This window comes from Coprococcus sp. AM100_B19A, from assembly GCF_027662015.1.
GTDB lineage: Bacteria > Bacillota > Clostridia > Lachnospirales > Lachnospiraceae > Allocoprococcus > Allocoprococcus comes.
This window is the reverse complement of the sequence record NZ_JAQDKN010000010.1, coordinates 41,538-64,280: the sequence shown is the minus strand read 5'-3', so window position 1 is coordinate 64,280 and position 22,743 is coordinate 41,538. Positions and strand designations below refer to the sequence as shown.

The following is a 22,743-nucleotide window of genomic DNA, read 5'->3' as shown; positions in this document are numbered from 1 at the left end:
CGTGTTCGGCGTGAAGCTCCGAGATGTATTCGCATCTGACTCTTCGTGCACCTCTCATCAACCGGTTACTTTCTGTCTGAGCCTTGTCATCTGCTACTTGTTCTCTTCATAGCCTGTAATTTTCTCTTCTTTTGTCATACTACCGTATCCGTCAGAATTTGTCAAGCCGGATTTCACACTAAATTTTCATAAGACAGATTTTGTAAAATCCAGTTCACATACTTCCATTATTATCCTGTTCAGTCTCTCAGATTTCCTAATTCCAGAAATCCGTCTTCTGCGCAAGCCCGATATCCGCACTTTTAAACACCGGATTTACTTCCCGCTTCAACTGATCTTCATAATCCCGGAATGCCTTAAATGCCGTCCCGGACAGGATCAGGATCACCGGAATATTGATCAGAGCCATCACGCCCATCAGCACATCCGAAAGATCCCACAAAAGTGACATTTCCATTCCTGCCCCTAAAAATACAACAAATGCCGATACCAGACGGAACCCTCGCATAAAGTTTCTGTCTGGTTCCTTTTTATGAATATAGGTCAGAAGGTTGTCGCAATAGAAGCAATTTCCAAGCAACGTTGTAAACGCAAAAAATACCATCGCCACCGTGATAAATACCGGTCCAAATGTTCCCAGTGACTCCTGAAGGGAAGCCTGAACCCATGGCGCGCCCTGCATTTCTTTTGTCGGATCAATGCCGGATGACATACACATCATCGCCGTTGCCGTGCACAGTAAAAGCGTGTCGATAAAGACAGACAACATCTGAACCAGTCCCTGTTTGACCGGATGGCTGACGTTTGCAGAAGCGGATGCATTCGGCGCCGAACCGATTCCGGCTTCGTTAGAATACAGTCCCCGGCGGATTCCCTGCATCATTGCGGAGCTTGCAAATGCTCCGAAAATTGCTTTGAAATCAAACGCTTCCTCAAAAATGCGGAGGAACATTTCCGGTACATTGCGGATATTGATGATAACCACAATCAGCGCAATCCCGATATATGCAAGTCCCATCACCGGCACAACCATCGATGTCACCTTTACAATACGGCTACCGCCGCCAAGCAGACACCATCCGGTCAGAACTGCCAGAATCCCGCCAATGATCCATGGGCTTACCTTCGGATCATAAAAAGAAAATCCGGAAAATGTAGACTGCAGATTATAGGATGCCAGCATATTGAATCCAAATGCATAAGTCATGATCATGGCAATACAGAACACGATTGCCAGTGGTCTGCAATGCAGCGCCGCCTCGATATAATAAGCCGGACCACCATAGCATTTCCCATCCTCTCCCTTTTTCTTATAAATCTGTGCCAGCGTACTTTCAATCAGTGCTGACGCACTTCCGATGATCGCAATCACCCACATCCAGAATACAGAACCAAATCCCCCAATACAGATTGCTGATGACACCCCGACAATATTTCCTGTTCCTACTCTCGATGCCGTTGAAACCATCAATGCCTGGAATGATGAGATTGCCTCTTTATCGTCCGGCTTCTCCATCACGGACTCACAGGCTCTCTTAAATAAACGCCCCTGTGGAAATCTTGTCCGGATTGTAAAATATAAACCTGCTCCGATCAGCATAATCACCAGAAGTTTGCTGTACATAAATGAGCTGACCGCCCCAATAATTGTCTGAAACATACCTTCTTTCCTTTCTCAATGTTTTCTACCATTTTCGCAATATCTTAACGGAAACTCTCAAAATTTGCAAGCTTTTTCTATTTATTTCCTGTCATTTCGTCCCCAATCACTTTGTAAAAATATTACTTTTTTCAATCAAAATTTCAAACCTGAAAAAAGCGGACAAGCAACACCTGTCCGCCAAATTTATACTATATTTTTCTAACCCTTTACAGCTCCGGCAGCAACACCCTTGATGATGTACTTCTGTCCTGCCAGATATACAATGATGATCGGGATTACTGTAAGCATAATGCTTGCCATCATCGGTCCCATTTCAACTCTTCCGTAACTTCCGCGGAAATACTGGATCAGCATTGGGATTGTTTTATACTTCTTAATATCAAGTACAAGAGTTGGAAGCAGGTAATCATTCCATACCCACATTGCTTCCAGAATACCTACGGATATCATGGTAGGCTTCAGGATATGGATATCGATCAAAAAGAAAGTCTGCAGCGGATTACATCCGTCGATCATGGCAGCTTCTTCGATTTCTACAGGAATCGATTTTACAAATCCGCAGAACATAAATACCGCAAGACCTGCGCCAAATCCGAGATAGATCACCCAGATATTCCATGGCATATTCAGATGTAAGGTATCTGCTGTCTGTGACAAGGTGAACATAACCATCTGGAAAGGAACAACCATGGAAAATACAAACAGATAATATAAAATCTTTGAAATCGGACTATTTACACGGGTTATATACCATGCACACATGGAGCAACATACAAGAATAGCAACTACAGAAGTAATCGTAATAAATGTACTGTATCCAAGACTGCTTAAAAATCCTTTTGAAGCAACGGCATCTACATAGTTTGCGATTCCTGCAAATGCATCTGCAGTCGGAAGTTTAAATGCAGTTCCTGTACTGATCGCTGATTCTTTTTTCAAAGAGTTCATCAGGATCATGATGATCGGATAAACCCAGGCGAGCGCCGCAATTGTTAAAATGACTGTCCATATTGTATTTGCAATACTTTTCTTCTTTTTCATTACTGCTGCACCTCCTTAGATCTTGTTGCTTTCAGCTGTACCAGTGAAATAATGATAACCAGAGCACAGAAGATCACTGCTTTTGCCTGCCCATAACCTTTCCACTGCATTCCGGCACGTGCGTAGAATGTCTGGTAAATATTCAGTGCCAGCATTTCTGTCGCATGGTTCGGATCTCCACCTGTAAGAGCCAGGTTCTGGTCAAACAGTTTAAATGAATTGGTAAGTGTCAGGAATACACAAATCGTGATGGAAGACATTACCATCGGAACTCTGATCTTCCAGAGGATATCCCACTTTGCTGCTCCATCAATCTCTGCTGCTTCGATCAGATCATCCGGTACATTCTGAAGACCTGCGATATAAATGATCATCATATATCCGATCTGCTGCCAGCACATCAAAATGATAAGTCCCCAGTAACCGGCTGAAGAATTCAGTGCCAGGAGCGGCTGACCGATGATCGTAAGCAGACAGTTGATCAGAATCTGCCAGATATATCCAAGTACGATTCCACCGATCAGGTTCGGCATAAAGAAAACAGTTCTGAAAATATTGGTGCCCTTTAACTTCTGTGTCAGAAGCAGTGCCAGGCCAAATGCCAGTACGTTAATCAGTAAGATCGATACAATCGCAAATAATACTGTAAATTTAAATGAACTCGTAAAGGATGTATCCTTGATCGCTGCTGTATAATTTGATATTCCAACAAATGTTGCATTTCCTACTGTTGTAAATTTACAGAAAGAAAGATAAAATCCCTGTGCAAACGGAATGATAAATCCGATCACAAATGCAAGAAATGTTGGGAGAACAAATATTGGTGCATGTTTTTTCAGTGCCTTTTCCATAGAAATCCTCCTCTTTTCCTTTTGCCCGGAAGGATCTTCCTACCAGGTGGCTCTCATTTCACTTTTTATTTTTATATGGAAAAACGTAGTTTCCCATATCCAGAAAACCCGCTTCGTACAGGCTCTCCTCTCACTTAAAAGGGGCAGGCAAGCCGCCTGCCCCTAGGTCAGTTCTTTTTATGCAACTTATTTATTCATTTGCAAGCTTGTATTCAGATGCCCATCCATCTACGAATGCACTTACTACTGCATCCCAGTTAGCATCTGTCTGATCTGCTGCATAAGCTGTCAGTGCAGATCCAACACCATTTTTCCACTCTTCTGAAGGCATTGTTGAGAAGTTCCATGCTACCGGAGTCTTTCCGTCTTCGGTCATCTGTTTGTCTTCTTTGATAAAGAGATTCTGAGATTCCTGAGCTTTCTTAAACGGAATGTTGAATCCCATATCGTCTGCCATACATTTTGTTCCTTCATCTGAAGTTACACACCAGTCCATAAAATCTAATGTAGCCTGAATATCAGCTTCGTCTGCGTCTTTATTTACGCACCAGTAATTTTCTGTACCTGTGCAGAGTCCCTGGTTTGCTTCATCGCCTACACCAAAGTAAATCGGAAGCATGGTCATGTCATCATCTGTCAGGCCGCCATCGATCAGCTGTGTATATTCCCATGTACCATTTTGATAGAATACAGCTTTTTTATTCAGGAATTCATTTCTTGCATCGTCACCTGTCTTTGCAGCAAGATCCTTTGGATCGCATGTGCTGTTGTTGATGTACAGATCCCACATATCGCGGTAGTTATCAAGATATGTGCCTTTGATTGCATCTGTTGTGTTAATTCCTTCATCCTGATATTCAAAGTAGATCGGAAGGTTTGCAAGGTGTGTCTTGAATCTCCAGTCAGAAGATCCGTCCATACCTGCTGAAGTAAATGCAGAAAATCCAAGTTCAGAAGTTCTATTTGTAATGTCTTCTGCTACTTTTTTCAGATCTGCAAAAGATTTGATGTCATCCGGTGTATATCCTGCTTCTTTTAATAATGTCTTATTTGTGATAATTCCGTATGTTTCAATAACATATCCGATACCTGCTACAGAATCTCCGTCTTTCAGTGCATAATCATCACTTGTGAGTTCTTTGTAAATATCAGAATCTGATAAGTCGTAGCAGTAATCTTTCCAGTTTGCAAGTCCTACAGGTCCGTTTACCTGGAATAATGTTGGTGCTCCGCTCTTTCCCATTTCACTCATCAGAGTGGTTTCATAGTTTCCGGAAGCTGCTGTAACAACCGTTACATCTACACCTGTCTCTTTTGTGTAATCCTTTGCCAGCTGCTGCCACTGTTCATCCTGCTCCGGTTTGAAGTTCAGATAATATACAGATCCTTTGCTGCTGTCCCCTTTACCGTCTGCACTCTTGCCATCGCTCTTGCTTCCACATCCTGCAAAGCATCCAAGTGTCATGATTCCTACCAGCCCCAGTGCCAGCCATCTTTTTTTGTTTTTCATAATTTCCGTTCCTCCTCGTCTGGATTTCTTTTCTATGCTTAAATAATAGCAAGAATCCAATCAAAGGCTGTAACAAATCGCAAACCTCCTTTAACAAAAAATATACTTTTCGAAATGTAAAAAATTTGTTATTGATAAAATGACACCAACAGCCTTCTCCTCCCATCATCTCTCTTTCTCATACTCCCGGATACTTTCATCGGCAGTCTCCACCATCTGCGCAAGCGTCATTTTCCCGGCGGCAAGCTGTGGCAGGCACTCCCCGATCGTCTCTTCCTGAAGGATGGAGTTCCATTTCACCTGATAGTTCGGAACGATCTGCGGATTGTTATTGTAGGCATTTACATAATCCTGAAGGAGCTGGCTGATTTCAGTGCGTCCGTTCTTGTCCATCAGCTCTTTCTTCTCTTCCAGATTGAATTTCGTGCGAAATTTCAAAAATTCAACCGCTCCTTCTTTGACCTCCTCGCTGTAAGTGGAAACCACCGCCCAGCCAAAGGTTTCCGGTGAGGCGATCAGTTTATTTCCCGGAAATGCGGAAAATCTTACCTTTTCTTTCCATTCTTCCGGCAACTGGTCGATCATCCAGTATCCGTTCGGAATCATTGCCACCTTTCCTGTGACAAAATTATTGTATGCCACATCGTAGTCAGCATGAATTGCATCTTCTGTTGTATACCGAAACAATTTCTGCAAGGTTTCTGCAATTTCAAGACCGGTATCATTGGAATAGCTTTCTGGGAGAAGCTCTTTCATAAATGCATAGCCTTCTTCCGTGTGTGCTGCCTCTGCTGTTGCAATCAGCATCGGCGCCCAGCCGGTTCCTTCAGTGTGAAGTCCAAGCGGTGTGATTCCGTTTGCCTGCAGCCGGTCACAGCAGTCCCAGAATTCTTCCCATGTCTCCGGGAATTTCTCAATCCCTGCTTCCGCAAAAAACTCCGGATTCCAAAACATGCCGGCGCACGCAAATGCCGCCGTACTGATCGGTCCAAGATAGATATTGCCATCCTCATCCGTACAGCCTTCCATCACCGCCGGTTCGATCATATTCCTCCACTCTTCATCCTCTTCCAGATACGGACTCAGATTCTCGATCCGTCCATCCGCAACCATCATCTGATAAAAGGACGGCAGGGTGCGCACATCATAGATCACAGCCGGAAGCTCGTCTGTGACATTTAACCGTTTCAGATTTTTTCGGTATTCCTCTTCCGTCTCCATGATCCATTCCACTTGCATATGATATGTACCGGCATATTCTTCATTAAATGCATCAACGACATCCTGTTCCGTTTTCTTGCCGGAAGTCGGATCTACCGTCAGAATGATCGGAATATCAATCTCCTTTTTTTCTGTGCTCCGGCTTGTCTGCCCCGTATTTTTACCACATCCGGTCAGCACTGTCAGAACCAGTGCGATACAAAACACCGATTGCAAATATTTTCTATAAATCACGTTTCTCCTTTCCGTCATCCGGAATTTGGATTGTACACCGGGTTCCATTTTCTTCTGCCTCATAGTAAAACAGCACATCCTCTCCATATTTCAGCCGCAGTCTGGTCAGTACATTCACCACTCCATATCCGTGTTCCTTATCCTGGAAGCATTTTTTCGCCTCCAGAATCGGATGCCCGTTTAAGGCATTGATCTTTTCCATCATTTCCCGGTCAATCGGCTTCCCATTATTGAATACCACGATTTTCAGCTGGCTATCCTCCCTCGCAATCTCAATCCGGATCAGACCATTCTCATAAATTTCGCAGAATCCGTGCTTGATCGCGTTCTCGACAAGTGGCTGCAAGATCAGCTTCAGCATCCACGTACTCTTCTCTTCCACCTTACACTCAATCTCATACCGGAACAGATTTGCATTCCGGATCTGTTGGATTTCCATATAACTCTTTACATTTTCCAGTTCGTCCTCCACCGTCACGATATCACTGCCCTTGCTGAGTGACAGACGCAGATATTTGGAAAGTGCCTGAATCATCTTCATGGTTGTCTCTTCTCCGTTTATCCGCGCAAGCATGTAAATTGTATCCAGCGTATTATAAAGGAAATGTGGGTTGATCTGTGCCAGAAGCATGTTCAACTCCGTCCGTCTGAGCACCCCTTCCTGTTCTTTGATCTCTGCCAGAAGATTCTCAATATTTTTTAGCATCTTATTGTAGGAATGTCCGATCTGATCCAGTTCTGTATTGGTATTCAGTTCAATCAGGCGACTGAAATCATTTCCGTCAAACTGTGTCATCTCTTCACTGATCTCCCGGATCGGACTGGTGAACCGCTTGGAAAAATAGATACTGAGCACAACCGCTACCACTGCCACAAACAGATAAATCCCGATCAGCACCGTAAGTACCCTCATCGTTCCCTGTGTCATTACACTCGATGGAACGACTGTGAACACCGTCATTTCAGAGCTGCTTTCTTTGTAAATGGAGCAGACACCACCGCTCACTCTCCGGCTTTTTGCAAGAATACCACTTGTTTCCTGTGCGCTGATCTTATAGACTTCCTGTTTTACCGCATCCGAAATCTTCGTCCCTTTCGGGCACCAATCAGCACATAAATTCCCCTTCTTATCCAGAATTCCGATCTGCACTTCATCTGTCATACTCCGATCCTTTCCAAGTATCGTTTCCAGAAAGCTGTCATTCATCTTGATGAGCAGCAGTCCTGGTTTGCTGGCGTATTCCATACTGTGTACATATCTTCCGATAAACAATGCTTCTTTCTCCGTCCCAAACAAAGTATCCTTCGCCCAGAACCATTGTGTTTTCGCATAAGAATCTCCCATGTAATCTTCCAGATGGCTGTCTGAAAAATCTTCATAATCAATATGCGAGTAGGATCTGGCATAAACATTATTTTTATTATCCACATAGCAGTATTCTGCCACATGATCCAGATTCATATAGGCAAAATATTTCTGAAGAGAGTTCTTTTCCACATCTGCAAATGAAGCTTTTTTCAGACTTTCCTGAACCTGATCGTAAGTAATACATTCTGCTGTCCCTTCATCCGCCTCTTTTGACAGTGTATCCAGAGCCAGCCCCATCTTCTCATTTAAAAATTCATATTTATCTGTAACCTCTGTGGTCAGACTCTGCCTTACATAGATCCAGACACCGATGCTTGACAGCAAAATTGCCAGCAACAACAGCCCCATTATATATCGAAGGTATTTTCTCTGTATTCCGGATTTAATCACCCATTTCTTCATTCTTCGTAATCCTTTTTGTATTCACTCGGTAATTTTCCTGTATATTCTTTAAATAAATGTGAAAAATAGGATGCATTGCTGATTCCCACCTGCTCACATACCGTTCCTATACTCTCACATCCATCCTGGATCAGCCTCTTTGCTTTCTCCATTCTCTGCTGTAAGAGATACTTTTTAAAGGTCATATGAAATGTATTTTTAAATACACGCCCGAAATATACCGGATTCAGATAAATCTGAGTTGCCACCTGAACAATAGAAAGTTCTTCCTCCTGCAAATGCTCACCGATATAAGAAAGTGCCACTGTCATATATTCCTTTGCACATTTATTTTCTCCGCTTTCTGCGTATTTTTCCCGTTCCTCAATTGCTTCTCCGAGGATCCTATAACTGACATCTACCGCCTGTGCTGCTGTCAGACTCTCCATATTCGAATAATAATTTCGGAACTGTTTCTGCAGTTTTTCCGTCATTCCGTAAGTATCGTTCAGCATCATCTCCGCTTGCAGCATAACCTTATGTATATAACGGATCTGTAACTCTTCCTCATGTGGAAGTGCGTAGATCAACGCAATAAAAGCCTGTTTTAACTCTTTAAACGCATTCTTCCGAACAGCATTGACGATCGTAAGTCCTGCCTCTTCGCAATCACTTTTTGCCGCTTTTTCTTCCTTTTTCACAGGTATGGAAAAAGTATTCTCATTTGTGGCACTGCTGCAGATTGGCTCGAAAAGTCCCTGCGCCTCTTCGTAACTCCGGCGGATTCCATCCAGTCCTTTATACGGTTTGGAAATCGATGCAGTAACCGGACTTTTCTGTTCCCTTTTAACCTGTTCCAGAATCTGCGCAATCTCGCGCACTGTCGCATTTTCCTTTGTCTTGATCAGAAATACATGAAAACCTTCTGCCTTTTCAAAATGCCAGAAAAAGTACCGTTCTGAAAACAATTCTTCCAGAGATTGTATCAATTCCAGCCTGGCTGCTTCGTAATTCAGTGCATCCGTAATCTTATATGTAAGATCAAGATCCACACACATTGCAATAAAACGGTCGCCCTCTTCGATCACATCTTTCAAGATCGCAAATACTTCCTGCATTTTTTCATAGGAAATTTTATTCTGTAAATATTTCTGTACAACAACCTGGAGAAAACTGGTAGAATCTTTTCGGATCATATTTTCCCAGCTTTCATAACGCTCTTCGCTCTCCAGTTTCTCCATACAGGTCTGGTATGCGCCCTGCATGGTCTCCTGTAGTTTATCTTCCTCGATTGGTTTCAGCAGATATGCATATGCACCAAGATCACACGCCTGCTGTGCATAATTAAAATCACGGTACGCACTGAGCACAATAAAAACCGGATCCAGCTCTGTCTTCTGGATCTCTTCCATCACCATCAGACCGGAAACCTGTTTCATCCGGATATCCGTCAGTACTACATGAGGCTTCACTTTTTTGATCACTTCAATTGCCTGCTCCCCACTCTGTGCCTGACCGGCAACTTCAAATCCCATCTCATTCCAGTTGTACGTCTTAACCAGTCCCTGCAGAAGGATTGGTTCGTCATCTACAATCACAAGTTTTAATAATTTCATACCATTTCCCCATTCCTGATAATCTTCCTACTTCTTATTTTAGATAAGACATGATAAAGAATTTATCAAAAACTATACTTCCGATGCGAAAAATCATACTTTTACCAAAAATTATACATTCTCGTTCGGTAAATAGCAAGAAAAGCCGGCAGAACTGGCTTTTTCTTGCCGTCTGCCGACTTTCCGGATCCTATGATTTGTTAAAAATCATATCTTTTTATTATTTTCTTTTTCTGCGTTTCCAAGCAAATCCACCAATACCAGCTCCGAGTGAAGAAACTGCAAGTCCTAACCATCCAAATACGCTTGCCGGATCTCCGGTCTTCACGGAATCACTTCCGCTTGTCTTGGATTTATTTGTTGTACCATCTGTCTTTTTTACAGATGAGCTGTTTTTCTTTACAAGTGCCTTGATTGCTTTGTTCAGGCTGTTTGTTGCATTATCTACTGCTTCCTGACTTTCTTTTGCATCCAGTGCTTTCTGGGCTTCTGTCAGTACGCCCTGCAGTGCTTTCCAGCTGTCTGCTGTGTAGTCTGCTTCTTTGAGTGCTTTTGCATCTGCAATTGCCTTTTCAAGAGAAGAGGTATCTACAGTTACCGGCTGTTCGTCTGCTTTGACAAGTTTTTCTTTTGCTGCATTTAATGCTGCTGTTGCATTGTCTACTGCTTCCTGGCTTTCCTTAGTTTCCAGTGCTGTGCGCGCATTTGCAAGTGCTGCCTGATATGCTGCCCAGCTCTCTGCTGTATAATCAGATTCTTTCAGTCCTTCTGCTTCTGCAACTGCTTTTTCAATCTCTGTTGTGTCAACTGAATGTTCTACTTTTACAAGGGCTTCCATTGCCTCTGTCATGTGAATTGTCTGCTCTTTTACTGCTGACTGTAATGGATTGTCTGACGCAAGAAGTTCTTTCGATTCTTCCAGTTCACTCATCATCTTATCCCAGCTATCCTTTGTATAATCAGATTCTTTCAATGCACTTGCTTCATCAATTTTAGCCTGTAAAGCTTTTTTATCTTCTTCACTCGCAGTTTTTGGTTTCGCTATATTTTCTGTTCCGACTTCAAAGTTATAACTGTAATCAGCATAGCCAAGTCCATATACAGTCAATTTCCAGTAACCCGTTCCATCTGTTCCTTCTGGAAGTTCACATCTGAGAGATTCTGTAAGTCCAAGCTGAATACCCATGGATTTGTGCATCCAGTTATCTGCCGCGAATTTTGTTCCAAATGTTCTTACCGGTGTTGTATAAGTTGAATCATTTCCATAATAAGTCCATTCGACAGCCTGCATCGCAGAACCAAGACCACCATAGTTACCATTTAAATCCACACGTATGAATTCTCCATAGCTTCCAACAGCTTCCCCTTCTCTAATATTTGGAGTAACATCAGCAGTTTCAAGCTGTGTATCCTTTAATCCAGAATAAGAGCCTGTTGTTCTTGCTGAAAATGTGAAAGAACCATCTTTCTGCTTTTCTGCTGTTTTAAGACCATTCGTATTCGCTGTTACATCTGCAATTGCTGTATATGATTTAAGCTGGTTTTCAGAAAATCCGCCAATCAATGTGCCTCCATTTTCTACAACCACATATTTTTCTTTCAATGCACTTAAATCTGCTGTTTTCACTTTAACAGGAACATATTTTATACCAGTCACTTTGTAATCTGCCTGAATAAATGAGCTTCCATCTTCTGCAGTAAATACAGCCTTCTTTTCTGCATTTGTAGTTCTTGTATAAATGCTGCCATCTGTCATCACTGCTTTTCCATTTTTGTCCCAGTAAGACAGGTTATATTGATTACCATCTGTATCTTTAATCACTGCCGTACACTGAAAACTTCCTCTATGTAAGCCATGATTTGCAGTTGCTCTTGTAACGGTATCAAAAGCGCCTTTATCATATTCATTACGAGAATCAGTAACACTAGATGCTTCGGTATTTCCGGCTGCATACACACCTTCATTTGCCCAGTATTCTGACCAGTTCATTCCTACATAAACATAGGAATACTCTCTGTCCTCTCCTGCTACTTTATAAGTAAATGTGTATGCTTGATATCCATCTTCTGCAATTGTTACAGTAAATGCGTCTCCTGCCTTTGCATCTTTAAACGCATCTTGTGTAAGATCAAGTTTTCCATCTTCTGTAATTAGTTTTACTGCTTTCTTTCCAGATGCTGCATATTCCTTTCCGTTCACTGTAACAGAATTAATATGTTTTAAATATGTCTGGAATTCTTCTTCATTAACATCATCATTCTTTACAACTGCTGGTTCTTTATTATCTTCATTATATTTCACCGGCATTGTCTCTGTATAAGCATTAAAAGTAGTTGAAATCGGTACATAAGTGCCACTCCTATCGCTAAGTGTAACGGTATATCGACCTTTTGTAAGAGCTTTTTTGAATTTAATTGTTCTTGTAGTAGTCTTACCTTCTGTTTTAATTTCCACAGAATATGCATCTTCATCGATTCCGATTCCATCAACTTTGTATTCTTCTTCAAAATCACTTGGAAGTCCACTTACCACAACAGATGTTGTATCTGATTTGGTAGAAATATCTGCCACTGATACTTCGCCATCAAATTTCTTCGCTACTTTCTGGTCCATCGGGATTTCATAAATACCATCATCTGTGTAGTAAGTTACTTTATTAATCGTCTGTCCCATCATGGTAGCATAATCTTTGGAATCAAGTTTGTTTCCATGTGATTCTGTTACAAATCCAGTGCTCCATGCAAGTTTTGCTTTTTTCCAGATATTTTCCACATGGCGAAGTCCATAACTACTTCCCTCTTTTGTGCTAATTACTACACCATATACTGTATTAATACTTGTTGGAAGACCATCTATATTTAACTGGTAATCACCATAATCAGACGAGGTTTTAAATTTTGTTGTAGCATCGGACAGAGTCTTTACTTTGGAATCTTCTCCTTTTACCTCACTGAAGTTAAATGTTCCATCTGCATTTACCGTTGCTTCTTTATAATAAGATGGCGTGTCGCTTAAAATATAATAAGAATAGCTTGCGCTTTCAAACAATGCATCTTTTCCCTTATATGTTGTTGTTGATTCTTTTCCTTTAATTGATGTTGTAATATCCACCTTACTATCATCTGTAATCTGCATATATTTTTCTAATACAGATGCATCACTGATCTTAATCGGGAATGTCACACCTGTAATATCAGAACCGTCACTGTTTACATGATAAGAACCTGCTGCAAGTGAAGCTCTGGTTTTCTGCTTTGTTGCTGATGAAACAGTATCCGCACCTGTTACTCCTTCTGCTTTATAGAAGTCAGCATACGGAATGTTCATTAACACATAGACTTCTTTCTGTACATCTGGTGTTTTCTTTACAAGTGCAGCAATTTCTGCATTCAAGGTATCTTTTGCACTATCTACTGCTGTCTGGGATTCTTTTTTCTCAAGAGCATCTTTCGCTGCTGTCAGTGCATCCTGCATTGTTTTCCATGATTCAGCTGTATAATCGGCTTCACTTAAATCTTCTGCTTTTGTGATTACAGCCTGCAGATCCTCTGTCTTTACAGTATTTTCTTCTTTATTTTCTTCTTTCTTAGTTGCTTCTTCTAATGCATTGTTTACAGCCTCAACAATCGCCTTAGATGAGCACGTCGCTCTTGATACTGCATTGATTCCATCTGTTCCATTGGCATCTATAATCTGCTGTACAACACCTGTCGGATCCTTTTTCGTTCCGTTAGCAGCATTCGTAATATAAGTATTATTATCTTCTTCTCCATTTCCCTTGATATTTCCTATAGATTTGATTACTCCATTTTCTATCGTTACCTCTACAGAAAGATCATATTTTTCAAATTCCTCATATTCATCCGGTGTACACTCTGCAGTCCCTGTATATGTTCCATCCTGAACCTTCGCTACATCCTCACTGTTTGCCGCAAACACCGTCGACGGACAAAGTCCAGCTACCATCGACATCGCCACAGCCATTGTCATAGCTTTTGTCTTAATCGTTCCCTTTCCCATAATTACCTCCTTGTTGTTGATAAAATTTATTATTAAGTTAGTTTTTGCTAACCCATAATCAAAAAAATTAACCTATCTGTGCCACTCTCTCCGATTCTCTTTTTACGATCGGAAGCAGCTTTTTACTTATCATTCCCATCACAAATCCGGTCACTGTACCGGCGATCAGAAGTGCCGGCAGATAATAGATCAGTTTCAGATTCTCTACCACAACTGATGCCACGATGATCTGACCGATATTATGTGACACGCCTCCGGCGATACTGACTCCAGCTACGGAAAATCCTTTCAGCCTCTTCATCAGCGCCATGACCAGAAAACTTAAGATTCCTCCTGCCAAGCTGTAAACGATCGACATTCCATTTCCAAATAAAAAGCCGGTCAGCAGGATTCGCATAACTACCACCAGAAATACTTCCGGAAGTTCCAGAAAGTACAGCCCGGTCACTGTCACCAGATTGGCAACTCCGAGCTTCATTCCCGGTATCCCGAAATTGATCGGTATTAAGCTTTCCACATAACTGAATATCATCGCCAGCGCAACCAGCATTGCCATATTGGCAAGTTTTTTGTTTTTATTCATCTGTTTTTCCTTTATCATTTTGCGATCGTATCCGGAGCTACATCTTCCGGATCTGAAGTTCCAAAGCTCTGGTCATTCTCATTTTCCAGAACCTCTACTACGAGCTTATGTGGCAGACAAACGATTGTCTGTGTATGCCCGCTGATCTTTCCCTGCTCTTCACAGTATCCATCCGGGCAGTTTGCCTCTTCCATATACGCCTTTCCGTCTTCGATCCGGATCCGGTTATAAAAATCGCCATCCTTTACTTCGATGGTCTGATCCTTCGACAAGGAATACGTTCCATAGATTTTCCCATCCAGCGTAACCCGGATCTGATTTCCTTCTTCCCCTCTCGTCAGCTGCATCACAAGCAGCATCGCAAGCGCAATCACAATAATTCCTGCTCCAAGTATCAGATCTTTCTTCTTCATCTTCTATACACCCAGCCAGAGCAGAAGAATCAGTAAGATTACTGCCCGCAAAATCGTAAACCAGAATTCATTTCCACGAAGTCCTTTTACTCCGGTATGAATATTTCCTTTCGGACAGGTATCGATGCATTTCTGACACTGGAAACAGTCCCCTTCTATCTTCGGCGATCCATCTTCCGGAAGTCCGATGTTAGAAGGACATTTCTTTGTACATGCCTTACATCCTTTGATGCAATTTTCCCGGTCTCTGTGAAGTGCGAAAAACGGAAGGACCGGAAGCAGGGAAAACACAGCTCCCATCGGGCAGAAATTTCTGCAGAAAAACCGTTCTTCAAAACACATTCCCACAAGGATCAGAACCAGAAGAACGAGTCCCACCAGATATCCGCCAAGCTTAAAGTTGCCGGCATGGAGCATGGAAAATACATCCCACGGGCTGGTTCCTTTTCCCTTTCCATAGACGCCTGCAAAGCACAAGATTGAAATCAATGCCAGTACAATATATTTCAGATAACAGAGCTTTTCTGTCCATGCATCCGCAATCTGAAGAGGTTTCTTTTTCATCTTTTTACAGATCCACACATAGAGTGCATGCACACCATCTCCCAGTGTACCGAACGCACAAGCGAATCCGCAAAAGAATCTTCCGAACAGAATGGTGTAAATGCAGATCACAACCAGTACTGTCACAAAAGAGGTCATGGCAACCTTTTCGCCTGCACCGATCTGTGTAAAGATGTATTTCACTCCGGCAAATGCCGCTGTATACACAGATGGGATAAACAGGAAATACAGTACCTGGATCAATGCTCTCAGCCATATATGTAATTTTTTTATATCTTTCGCCGTTAAATTATGAATATCCATCTTTTTCACGTTACTTTACCGCCTTTTCCAGAGCCTGTTCCGATGCATTTTTGATTCCGGTCGAGCTGAATGTCGCACCACTGATCGTATCTATATCTGCGCTCTGTGCATCGATGATCTTCGGAATCATATCCTTTGCCATGGAAAGGTATGCTCCGTCTTCTTTCTCTGCCGATATCACATTGATCTCTGCAATCTTGCTTTTCTCAATCTTCACTTCTACCTGGATCGTTCCGCCAAATCCATCAGCTTCCCCGGTATATGTTCCGTCCTTGTAGTTTGTGGAACCTCCATTTTCGCTGTCTGATTGTCCGTTTCCGGCAACCTGTGCGGAAAGCCGGGCGATTTCATCTTCTTTCGCACGCACATCCAGCACTGAATTGTATCCCAGCAGAACTCCCACGATCGCGAGCATACTTACCAGTCTTACCCAGAATTCTCTCATTGTTATTCAGCCTCCATATCTGTCGGTCTTTCTGCTGCTTCCAGTACTTTTTTGCATCCTTCCAGGATCGCATTTGAAGAGCAGGTTGCACGGGAAACAGTATCAATATCCTCCGGCATTCCTTTATCTATGATCTGGGATACCACACCTTTTATGCTTGAAGTACCATTTGCTGCTCTCTTAATATAGCTGTCATTACTGCTTGCGCCATCGCCTGTGATATCCGTAATTGACACAATTTTATCGTTGCGGATCTCCACCGACATTGTCAACTTATACTCTTCAAAGTCTTCGTCTTCATCCGACGTACACGAAACGGTCACTTCATAAGTTCCACTGACATATTTTGTATTTCCTTCGTCTTTTCCATCTTTTGATTCCAGCTGAGCAATTGCTGTTTTCAGCTTTTCTACTGCTTTATCAACAATAGTCTGTTTTGTTTCCTCAAGTGCTTCTTGTGCGTCCGCAAGTCTGGTCTGCAGAACTGCCCAGCTTGTTTCTGTGTATTTATCTTCTTCCAACTTTTCTGCTCTCTCGATCAGCTCTTTCAGATCAGTCAGATCCGGCTTCTCATCAATGGGTTCTCCATTTGTCACTTTCTTTGCCTGTTTCAGTGCATTCTTGATTGCATTTAACAGTCCTTTGGAACTGTAGGTTGCTCCTGACACAGTATCTACATCGTCTGTCTTCTGTGTCCTTATCACCTTTTTCACAATATCCATTGCCCGATTGAAGAACGCCTCATCATCGGAGTTTTCTGTGATCAGGATCGCTTTGATCGTCTTTTCCTGGATCACGACTGCAACGGATACATCGCCGCTGTAACCTTCTGCTGTTCCGTAATAGATTCCTTCCTTGTACGGAACGGTTCCGGTCACAGTAGAATTATTGTCGTCTGACGAACTATTGTTATTGCTGTTATTACTATTGTTATCCTGTGTGCCATCCGATGTCCCGTTTACCGCCGCCTGGCTCAGCGCATCCCGCACTGCCTGAATAATTCCGACCGAACTGTAGGTTGCCCCGGACACCGTATCCACATTGGTGCTCTGCTTCGCGATAATAGAATCGATCAGAGAAGCTGCTTTGGAAATGTAATCGCTTCCGTCACTGTTCTCCACGATCTGGATGGATGCGATCTTTCCTCCGCTGATTTCTACCATAACCTTCAGTGGACCGCCAAATCCGGTTCCTGAACCGTAGTAGGTTCCATCCTTATATGCTGCCGCATCCTCTACTTTTGCCACACTGGTCGAACTTCCTGCTGCCGCCGCTGTCTGGCCGGACTGTGCCTGTCCTGTCGTGCTGTTATCCTTTTCCCCGGTCAGCGCATTTTTCACCGCACTGATGATTCCTCTGGAACTGAAAGTTGCTCCCGATACAGTATCCACATCCAGTGTCTGTCCTTCGATAATCTTGTCGATCACTGCTTTTGCCCGTGAAAAAAATGCCTCATCATCGGAAGAACTCAGAATGTCAATCGAAACAATCTGCTTATCCTTGATCTGTACCGATACGGTAATGTTTCCTGCATACCCGGTTCCGGTTCCTTTATATACGCCATCCTCCAGATCAAACGAACCTTTGGCTGCTGTCTTTTTTTCTTCTTTCTTCTCTTTTGTCTCTTCTTTTATCGGTGTTTCTTCCTGCGTCGCTGCATAGACCGGCGCTTCATATCCGCTTAAGGAGCCTGCCACGCACGCCGTAACCAGTGCAACTGAAAGAACGGGTGCAAACGGTTTTAATTTTTTACCGGTTTCTTTGATATCCATCTCTCATTATCCTCTCATTTCACGCAAATTATTTCGTAATAACCTTCATGTCAAAATCCGTTGTAAAGCTGTCTTTCAGACCTTCTGTCACATAAATCGTCCCATCATCTGTCGCAAAGATCGCCTCAAACTCATTACTGTGCGCCTTCCAGAACTCTGCCGCTTTTTCTTCTCCCATGATAAAAAGGGAGGTGGAAAGTCCATCTGCAAGGGTTCCGTCCGAGCTTACGATCGTGACAGATACCAGTCCGTTCTCTGCCGGATATCCGGTCTTTGGATCAATAATGTGATGATAGGTCACACCATCCTGTTCAAAATAGCGTTCATATCCGCCGGATGTGATCACCGCTTTATCCTGAATAGATAAAACTCCCAGATAATCCTCTGTGTCGTCCGGACTCTGTACCGCAACCCTCCAGTTGCTTCCGTCTGTCTTGGTTCCGAGTGCCTGTACATTTCCACCCAGATTTACCAGACCACTTGTAATCCCGTTTTCTTTGAAAATATCCATAATCCGCGAAGAAGTATAGCCTTTTGCAATTCCTCCAAGGTCGATTTTCATCTGTTCATCTTCAAAAGAGATTTCTCTCGTATCCTTATCGTATGAGATCTTCGCTGCATCCACATGCTTCAGAAGCCCTGTCAGTTCGTCAGCTGACGGGACACGGAAATTCTGTGTCGGAAATCCCCACGCCTCCATAACCGGATAAATTGCGATATCAAATGCCCCATCCGTTTCCTTATTCAGTTCCAGTGCGCGCTTCACAAGATATCCGCCATCTTCTGAAAGTGTTGCTCTTTTCTGTTCATTCAGTTTCGCAATCTCACTGTCTGCATTTCCCGTTGATAAAAGTGTATCTAATCTTTCAATCTCTGCTTCAGCGGCATCCACCGCATCCTGTGCTTTTTCTCCATATGCTGTCACTGTCATATAGGTATCCATTGCAAAAATGTCTTTTGATGCCTCGGTATCCGAAGAAGCCTGCTCCGTATTCTTTTTCGAACTGCCTGTACTTTCACTTTTTTTACTCTTTGTCGTATCCTGTCCACTTTGACCGCATCCGCCTGCAAATACAGATGCACACAAACAGACCACAATGATCTTATTTATGAATTTCATTTTGTTTCCTCTTTGTTTGTATATTCTAACTTATAGTAGTTTATATTATCACTAGTTAGCATGTCAATATTAAAGTTATCAGTTAAGAAACTTTCTCATTTTAGCTCTTTTTGCTGTACACAAAAAGAGCTTACACAAAATGTTTCATTACACTTTCTGCAAGCTCTTTCACTTTTTCTAATATTCTAATGTTTTACTCATAACATATCTTCGTTTCCCGCCATACTTCTTTGTCTCGAGAACTGTCTTCATTCCAAGCTTTTCCATATTGCGAAAACTGTATATATTATCCGGATGGACTGTTGCCATCAGATACCGCATCTGCTTATTTTTTACGATTTCTTCTGCCTGACAGAAAAGCTCATATTGCAGTCCGTATCCCTGATACCCCGGTTCCACAACAGCAATCTCCAGATGCGCAACCCGCTTCATTTCTTCCTTGGAAATCTTCAGATATTCTCCCAGGTTGTCCTCTGCCATTCCGGGAATACGGACAATCATGATCGCTGCAGTCTGTCCATTCTTCTTTGTCATGAGGGTAAATCCTTCCTCGCGGATATGCTTTGCAAGAAATTCTTCATTCTCTGCCTCAAACCATTCTTTCACGGGAACAATTTCTCCGGCAAGCTTTACCATACGACAAATTTCAGGAAGATCCTCCTCATTCGCCCTGCGGAACTGAAACTCATTTTTCTTTGTCATACTCTCCATTTACAGCATCTCAACAAATGCAGCAAGTCTGGTGTTCAGCTGTCCGATGTCTGCCTGAGAGTAATCGGTTTCCACACTGATATACGGAATTCCCTTTTCACCTGTCACAAACTTGCGGATCGTATTGGTCTCCACATTGTAAGTATGACATGCCTGAAGAATCATATCCACTACACCGTCTACCTGATATTCATCGATCAGTCTTCCAAGAAGCTCCAGACGATTCGGGTTCGGCGTCATAACAGAGCATCCAATGCTGAGGTATCTTCTTGCGATTGCATCGTAGATATCTTCTGCGTCCTCGTCTACCAGCTTGTCAATGGATTTTGCACCGCTGCAATTTTCAAAAGTTACAACAATACCACCATTGTCTTCTACTGCTCGGATCACTTTTTCAGTTGCTCCTCCGATTGGACATCCTGTGATCAGAATACGCGGTTTCTTCTCTTCCATCTTGCCTTCTGCATATTCTTTTTCAATCTTCGCAGTAAGAGCATCCACTTCGCCCGGGATCAGGGAACGGTCAAATTTGAAGGTGCTTCCGTACAGAACTTTGAACAGATCCTGTCCTTTGATCGGAGCCGGATCATGTTTCATCACTTCATAAAGTTTCTTTAAGGACTGGCGTGCCTGATTCTCTGTCTTTACAGCTTCACGGATCTGCTCTTCCGTGATCGTCACGCCAAATTTCTGTTCCAGATATTCCTTGAAACGGATGATCTCGCCTTTCCAGAGCTGAAGTCCCGGTTCTCTCTGGCTATTCGGAAGTTCCATGATAAATACATCTTTGAATTCTGACATATATTCATACATCTTCTTCTTTCCATCACAGGTTGTTTCCCCAACTACTACGTCTGAGAAATAGAAGAATGGACATTTGTCTGTCTTTGCAAATCCATAACTTGATTTGATCAGCGGACAGAGATTCTTCGGAAGATCCTTTTCTGCCTCCGGAATCGTCTCGTCCGAAGTCGAGCAAAGGCTTACACATCCTGCTCCCATCGCCATTGCAATCTCTTTCGGGAAATATGTACAGTAAGATCCCACAACCGGAACACCTTTTTCTTTCAGTTCCTTAACAGCCAGAAATGATTTCTGTCTCTGCTCCGCAAATTCTTCAAATACCTCTGGCAAATCTTTAATCAGTTCCATCTTCATTATCTCCTTCTGTCTTTCTTTTCTCTGGCAAGAAGTGCTGCCCCGTATGCCCCCGCAAAACGACCAAACTCTTCTGATTCCACTTTCTGATCCAGCTTGTCTGACAGGATTCCTGTGAAATAAATGCTGTGACTGAGTCCTCCGGTCAGGATCACTCTGTCTCCAAGTTCCTTTTTCTGCGCAAGCTGCACTACTTTATTGGCAACAGAATCTACAACTCCGGCCGCGATATCTTCACGCTTTTTTCCTTCTCCGATATAGTTGATCACCTCAGATTCGGCAAATACCGTACAAAGTGAGCTGATCGGAATAACTTCTCCTGCTGCCGCCATATCAAATAATTCATTGATCGTAACACCCAGGCGGTTCGCCATGATCTCCAGAAACTTTCCGGTTCCCGCCGAACATTTATCATTCATCTGGAAATCGGCTACCATTCCATTCTGTACAACGATCACCTTCGTATCCTGTCCTCCCACATCAATGATCGAACAGTCCCCCCCTGCAAGCTCACGCCCACCTCTGGCATGGCAGGTAATCTCTGTAATTACATGATCTGCAAAATCAACTGCGATTCTTCCATATCCTGTAGCAACTACCTTTGTATCATCTGAGGTAACATCTATCCCCATCTCAAGCAGCTTATTCTTGATCTTTTCGCACGTCTCTTTGCTGCTCCATCCTGTCGGCAGTACGAAATGTTCTTTCTTATCTCCTTCAACAACAACCTTGGATGCTGTTGATCCGATATCAATTCCTACATAATTCATATTTTTTCCCTTTTCTCTCTTTAATGACATGATGTTTCTATGCTGTTTTCCCAAAATGCCTCTGATTATTAGGATAACATTTTCACAATATTTCTTCAATAAAACTGCCTGTTTTACTTATTGTTTATCCGAATAGGTTAACTTCTCTATAGTTTTTTTCTATCGCAAAAATTCCTCCGATATGTAGTACCTTCTATTCGGAATTTCCTGTTAAAAAAATGAGCCTGCCTAAAAAGCAGACTCATGCACTATTCTTCATTCTGATAGCTGATTTCCATCAGGCAGAGTCCTTGCGGCGGTGCCGTGACCGCTTCCCTGGTTCTTTCTCCGCCTTCCAAAAGTTCCTTTACCTTTTCCGGTTCGTAAAATCCTCTTCCGACACGCACCAGTACTCCGGCTATGATGCGCACCATGTTATACAAAAATCCATTTCCCGTAATCCGGATCGTAATATGCTCTCCGCTTTGCAGAATCTGCAAATTCGTGATTGTCCGCACCGTTGTCTTTGCATTAGTACGGATACAGCAAAATGGTGCAAAATCGTGTTCTCCTACCAGATAAGCCGCTCCCCGCCTCATCTGCTCCATGTCCAGATCAAAACTTACAAAGTAATTATAAAGCCTCTCTGTCGGAATCGGCACTTTTGTATTGATGATGTGATATTCATAGGTTTTCAGAGTATCCTGATAACGCGGATGCCAGTTAAGATCCACCTCATCTGATTTTACAACTACAATATCTTTCGGAAGACGCTGATTCAGGGCATAAGAAAAACGTTCTGCCGGTATTCTGCTTTCCGTGTCAAACACAGCAATATTTCCTCTTGCATGAACCCCGGAATCCGTCCGGCTCGCCCCTATCACCTGAATCTCTTCTCCGGTGAGCTTACAGATTGCCTTATTCAGCACTTCCTCGATCGTAATTCCATTTGGCTGGATCTGCCAGCCACAATAATTTGTTCCATCATAAGCCACTGTTAATCTGATTCTTCTCATCT

At 42.7% G+C, this 22,743-nt stretch carries 18 protein-coding genes; all 18 read right to left on the bottom strand.

From position 1 onward, the window contains the following. Window positions 1-256 precede the first annotated feature (256 nt). Window positions 257-1,660 carry an alanine/glycine:cation symporter family protein gene (locus PGQ33_RS11080; RefSeq protein ID WP_270205739.1) on the bottom strand — a complete coding sequence of 468 codons (1,404 nt, stop codon included), beginning with the start codon at window positions 1,658-1,660 and terminating at the stop codon, window positions 257-259. Window positions 1,661-1,861: 201 nt separating this feature from the next. Next, complete coding sequence (locus tag PGQ33_RS11075) at window positions 1,862-2,704, bottom strand: carbohydrate ABC transporter permease (protein ID WP_117834654.1); 843 nt, start codon at window positions 2,702-2,704, stop codon at window positions 1,862-1,864. Next, entirely contained in the window at window positions 2,704-3,555 is an 852-nt protein-coding gene (locus tag PGQ33_RS11070; protein WP_117557088.1) for a carbohydrate ABC transporter permease, read from the bottom strand. Before PGQ33_RS11070 ends, PGQ33_RS11075 begins: the two co-directional genes overlap by 1 nt. Before the next feature lie 190 nt (window positions 3,556-3,745). Further along, window positions 3,746-5,065 (bottom strand): ABC transporter substrate-binding protein, encoded by a 1,320-nt coding sequence (locus tag PGQ33_RS11065; RefSeq protein ID WP_008373197.1) that lies wholly within the window; start codon window positions 5,063-5,065, stop codon window positions 3,746-3,748. Window positions 5,066-5,230: 165 nt separating this feature from the next. Beyond that, a complete protein-coding gene (locus tag PGQ33_RS11060) occupies window positions 5,231-6,520 on the bottom strand; it encodes an ABC transporter substrate-binding protein (RefSeq protein ID WP_270205738.1) in 1,290 nt (429 codons plus the stop codon). Beyond that, a complete protein-coding gene (locus tag PGQ33_RS11055) occupies window positions 6,510-8,291 on the bottom strand; it encodes a sensor histidine kinase (protein WP_117557092.1) in 1,782 nt (593 codons plus the stop codon). Before PGQ33_RS11055 ends, PGQ33_RS11060 begins: the two co-directional genes overlap by 11 nt. Continuing rightward, window positions 8,288-9,886: a response regulator gene (locus tag PGQ33_RS11050; protein WP_270205737.1), complete on the bottom strand. Its 1,599-nt coding sequence runs from the start codon at window positions 9,884-9,886 to the stop codon at window positions 8,288-8,290. Before PGQ33_RS11050 ends, PGQ33_RS11055 begins: the two co-directional genes overlap by 4 nt. A gap of 220 nt (window positions 9,887-10,106) precedes the next feature. Further along, entirely contained in the window at window positions 10,107-13,907 is a 3,801-nt protein-coding gene (locus PGQ33_RS11045; RefSeq protein ID WP_270205736.1) for a penicillin-binding Tp47 domain C-containing protein, read from the bottom strand. A gap of 67 nt (window positions 13,908-13,974) precedes the next feature. Then, on the bottom strand, window positions 13,975-14,490 hold the full coding sequence (locus PGQ33_RS11040) for a Gx transporter family protein (RefSeq protein ID WP_118217521.1): 516 nt from the start codon (window positions 14,488-14,490) through the stop codon (window positions 13,975-13,977). A 14-nt stretch (window positions 14,491-14,504) separates the two neighbouring features. Further along, window positions 14,505-14,903: a NusG domain II-containing protein gene (locus PGQ33_RS11035; protein ID WP_055247684.1), complete on the bottom strand. Its 399-nt coding sequence runs from the start codon at window positions 14,901-14,903 to the stop codon at window positions 14,505-14,507. A gap of 3 nt (window positions 14,904-14,906) precedes the next feature. Then, complete coding sequence (locus PGQ33_RS11030; RefSeq protein WP_270205753.1) at window positions 14,907-15,770, bottom strand: 4Fe-4S binding protein; 864 nt, start codon at window positions 15,768-15,770, stop codon at window positions 14,907-14,909. A gap of 10 nt (window positions 15,771-15,780) precedes the next feature. Beyond that, a complete protein-coding gene (locus PGQ33_RS11025; RefSeq protein ID WP_055156073.1) occupies window positions 15,781-16,215 on the bottom strand; it encodes an FMN-binding protein in 435 nt (144 codons plus the stop codon). A 2-nt stretch (window positions 16,216-16,217) separates the two neighbouring features. Then, entirely contained in the window at window positions 16,218-17,987 is a 1,770-nt protein-coding gene (locus tag PGQ33_RS11020; protein ID WP_270205735.1) for an FMN-binding protein, read from the bottom strand. Between the two features lie 28 nt (window positions 17,988-18,015). Beyond that, window positions 18,016-19,107 (bottom strand): FAD:protein FMN transferase, encoded by a 1,092-nt coding sequence (locus PGQ33_RS11015; RefSeq protein ID WP_270205734.1) that lies wholly within the window; start codon window positions 19,105-19,107, stop codon window positions 18,016-18,018. A 177-nt stretch (window positions 19,108-19,284) separates the two neighbouring features. After that, window positions 19,285-19,818, bottom strand: coding sequence for a GNAT family N-acetyltransferase (locus PGQ33_RS11010; protein WP_270205733.1), 534 nt, complete (start codon window positions 19,816-19,818; stop codon window positions 19,285-19,287). Further along, window positions 19,819-20,970 carry a double-cubane-cluster-containing anaerobic reductase gene (locus tag PGQ33_RS11005; RefSeq protein ID WP_270205732.1) on the bottom strand — a complete coding sequence of 384 codons (1,152 nt, stop codon included), beginning with the start codon at window positions 20,968-20,970 and terminating at the stop codon, window positions 19,819-19,821. Window positions 20,971-20,975: 5 nt separating this feature from the next. Further along, window positions 20,976-21,746 (bottom strand): acyl-CoA dehydratase activase, encoded by a 771-nt coding sequence (locus PGQ33_RS11000; RefSeq protein WP_195502256.1) that lies wholly within the window; start codon window positions 21,744-21,746, stop codon window positions 20,976-20,978. 248 nt (window positions 21,747-21,994) lie between these two features. Continuing rightward, entirely contained in the window at window positions 21,995-22,741 is a 747-nt protein-coding gene (truA, locus tag PGQ33_RS10995) for a tRNA pseudouridine(38-40) synthase TruA (RefSeq protein ID WP_270205731.1), read from the bottom strand. Between the last annotated feature and the right edge of the window lie 2 nt (window positions 22,742-22,743).

Bases quoted from the DNA above. Each gene is read 5' to 3' on its own strand.
- PGQ33_RS11005 (WP_270205732.1), bottom strand. From the start codon at position 20,970: ATGGAACTGATTAAAGATTTGCCAGAGGTATTTGAAGAATTTGCGGAG.
- PGQ33_RS11080 (WP_270205739.1), bottom strand. From the start codon at position 1,660: ATGTTTCAGACAATTATTGGGGCGGTCAGCTCATTTATGTACAGCAAA.
- truA (WP_270205731.1), bottom strand. From the start codon at position 22,741: ATGAGAAGAATCAGATTAACAGTGGCTTATGATGGAACAAATTATTGT.
- PGQ33_RS11065 (WP_008373197.1), bottom strand. From the start codon at position 5,065: ATGAAAAACAAAAAAAGATGGCTGGCACTGGGGCTGGTAGGAATCATG.
- PGQ33_RS11030 (WP_270205753.1), bottom strand. From the start codon at position 15,770: ATGGATATTCATAATTTAACGGCGAAAGATATAAAAAAATTACATATA.
- PGQ33_RS11010 (WP_270205733.1), bottom strand. From the start codon at position 19,818: ATGGAGAGTATGACAAAGAAAAATGAGTTTCAGTTCCGCAGGGCGAAT.
- PGQ33_RS11020 (WP_270205735.1), bottom strand. From the start codon at position 17,987: ATGGATATCAAAGAAACCGGTAAAAAATTAAAACCGTTTGCACCCGTT.
- PGQ33_RS11035 (WP_055247684.1), bottom strand. From the start codon at position 14,903: ATGAAGAAGAAAGATCTGATACTTGGAGCAGGAATTATTGTGATTGCG.
- PGQ33_RS11015 (WP_270205734.1), bottom strand. From the start codon at position 19,107: ATGAAATTCATAAATAAGATCATTGTGGTCTGTTTGTGTGCATCTGTA.
- PGQ33_RS11070 (WP_117557088.1), bottom strand. From the start codon at position 3,555: ATGGAAAAGGCACTGAAAAAACATGCACCAATATTTGTTCTCCCAACA.
- PGQ33_RS11050 (WP_270205737.1), bottom strand. From the start codon at position 9,886: ATGAAATTATTAAAACTTGTGATTGTAGATGACGAACCAATCCTTCTG.
- PGQ33_RS11025 (WP_055156073.1), bottom strand. From the start codon at position 16,215: ATGAGAGAATTCTGGGTAAGACTGGTAAGTATGCTCGCGATCGTGGGA.
- PGQ33_RS11000 (WP_195502256.1), bottom strand. From the start codon at position 21,746: ATGAATTATGTAGGAATTGATATCGGATCAACAGCATCCAAGGTTGTT.
- PGQ33_RS11075 (WP_117834654.1), bottom strand. From the start codon at position 2,704: ATGAAAAAGAAGAAAAGTATTGCAAATACAATATGGACAGTCATTTTA.
- PGQ33_RS11040 (WP_118217521.1), bottom strand. From the start codon at position 14,490: ATGAATAAAAACAAAAAACTTGCCAATATGGCAATGCTGGTTGCGCTG.
- PGQ33_RS11055 (WP_117557092.1), bottom strand. From the start codon at position 8,291: ATGAAGAAATGGGTGATTAAATCCGGAATACAGAGAAAATACCTTCGA.
- PGQ33_RS11045 (WP_270205736.1), bottom strand. From the start codon at position 13,907: ATGGGAAAGGGAACGATTAAGACAAAAGCTATGACAATGGCTGTGGCG.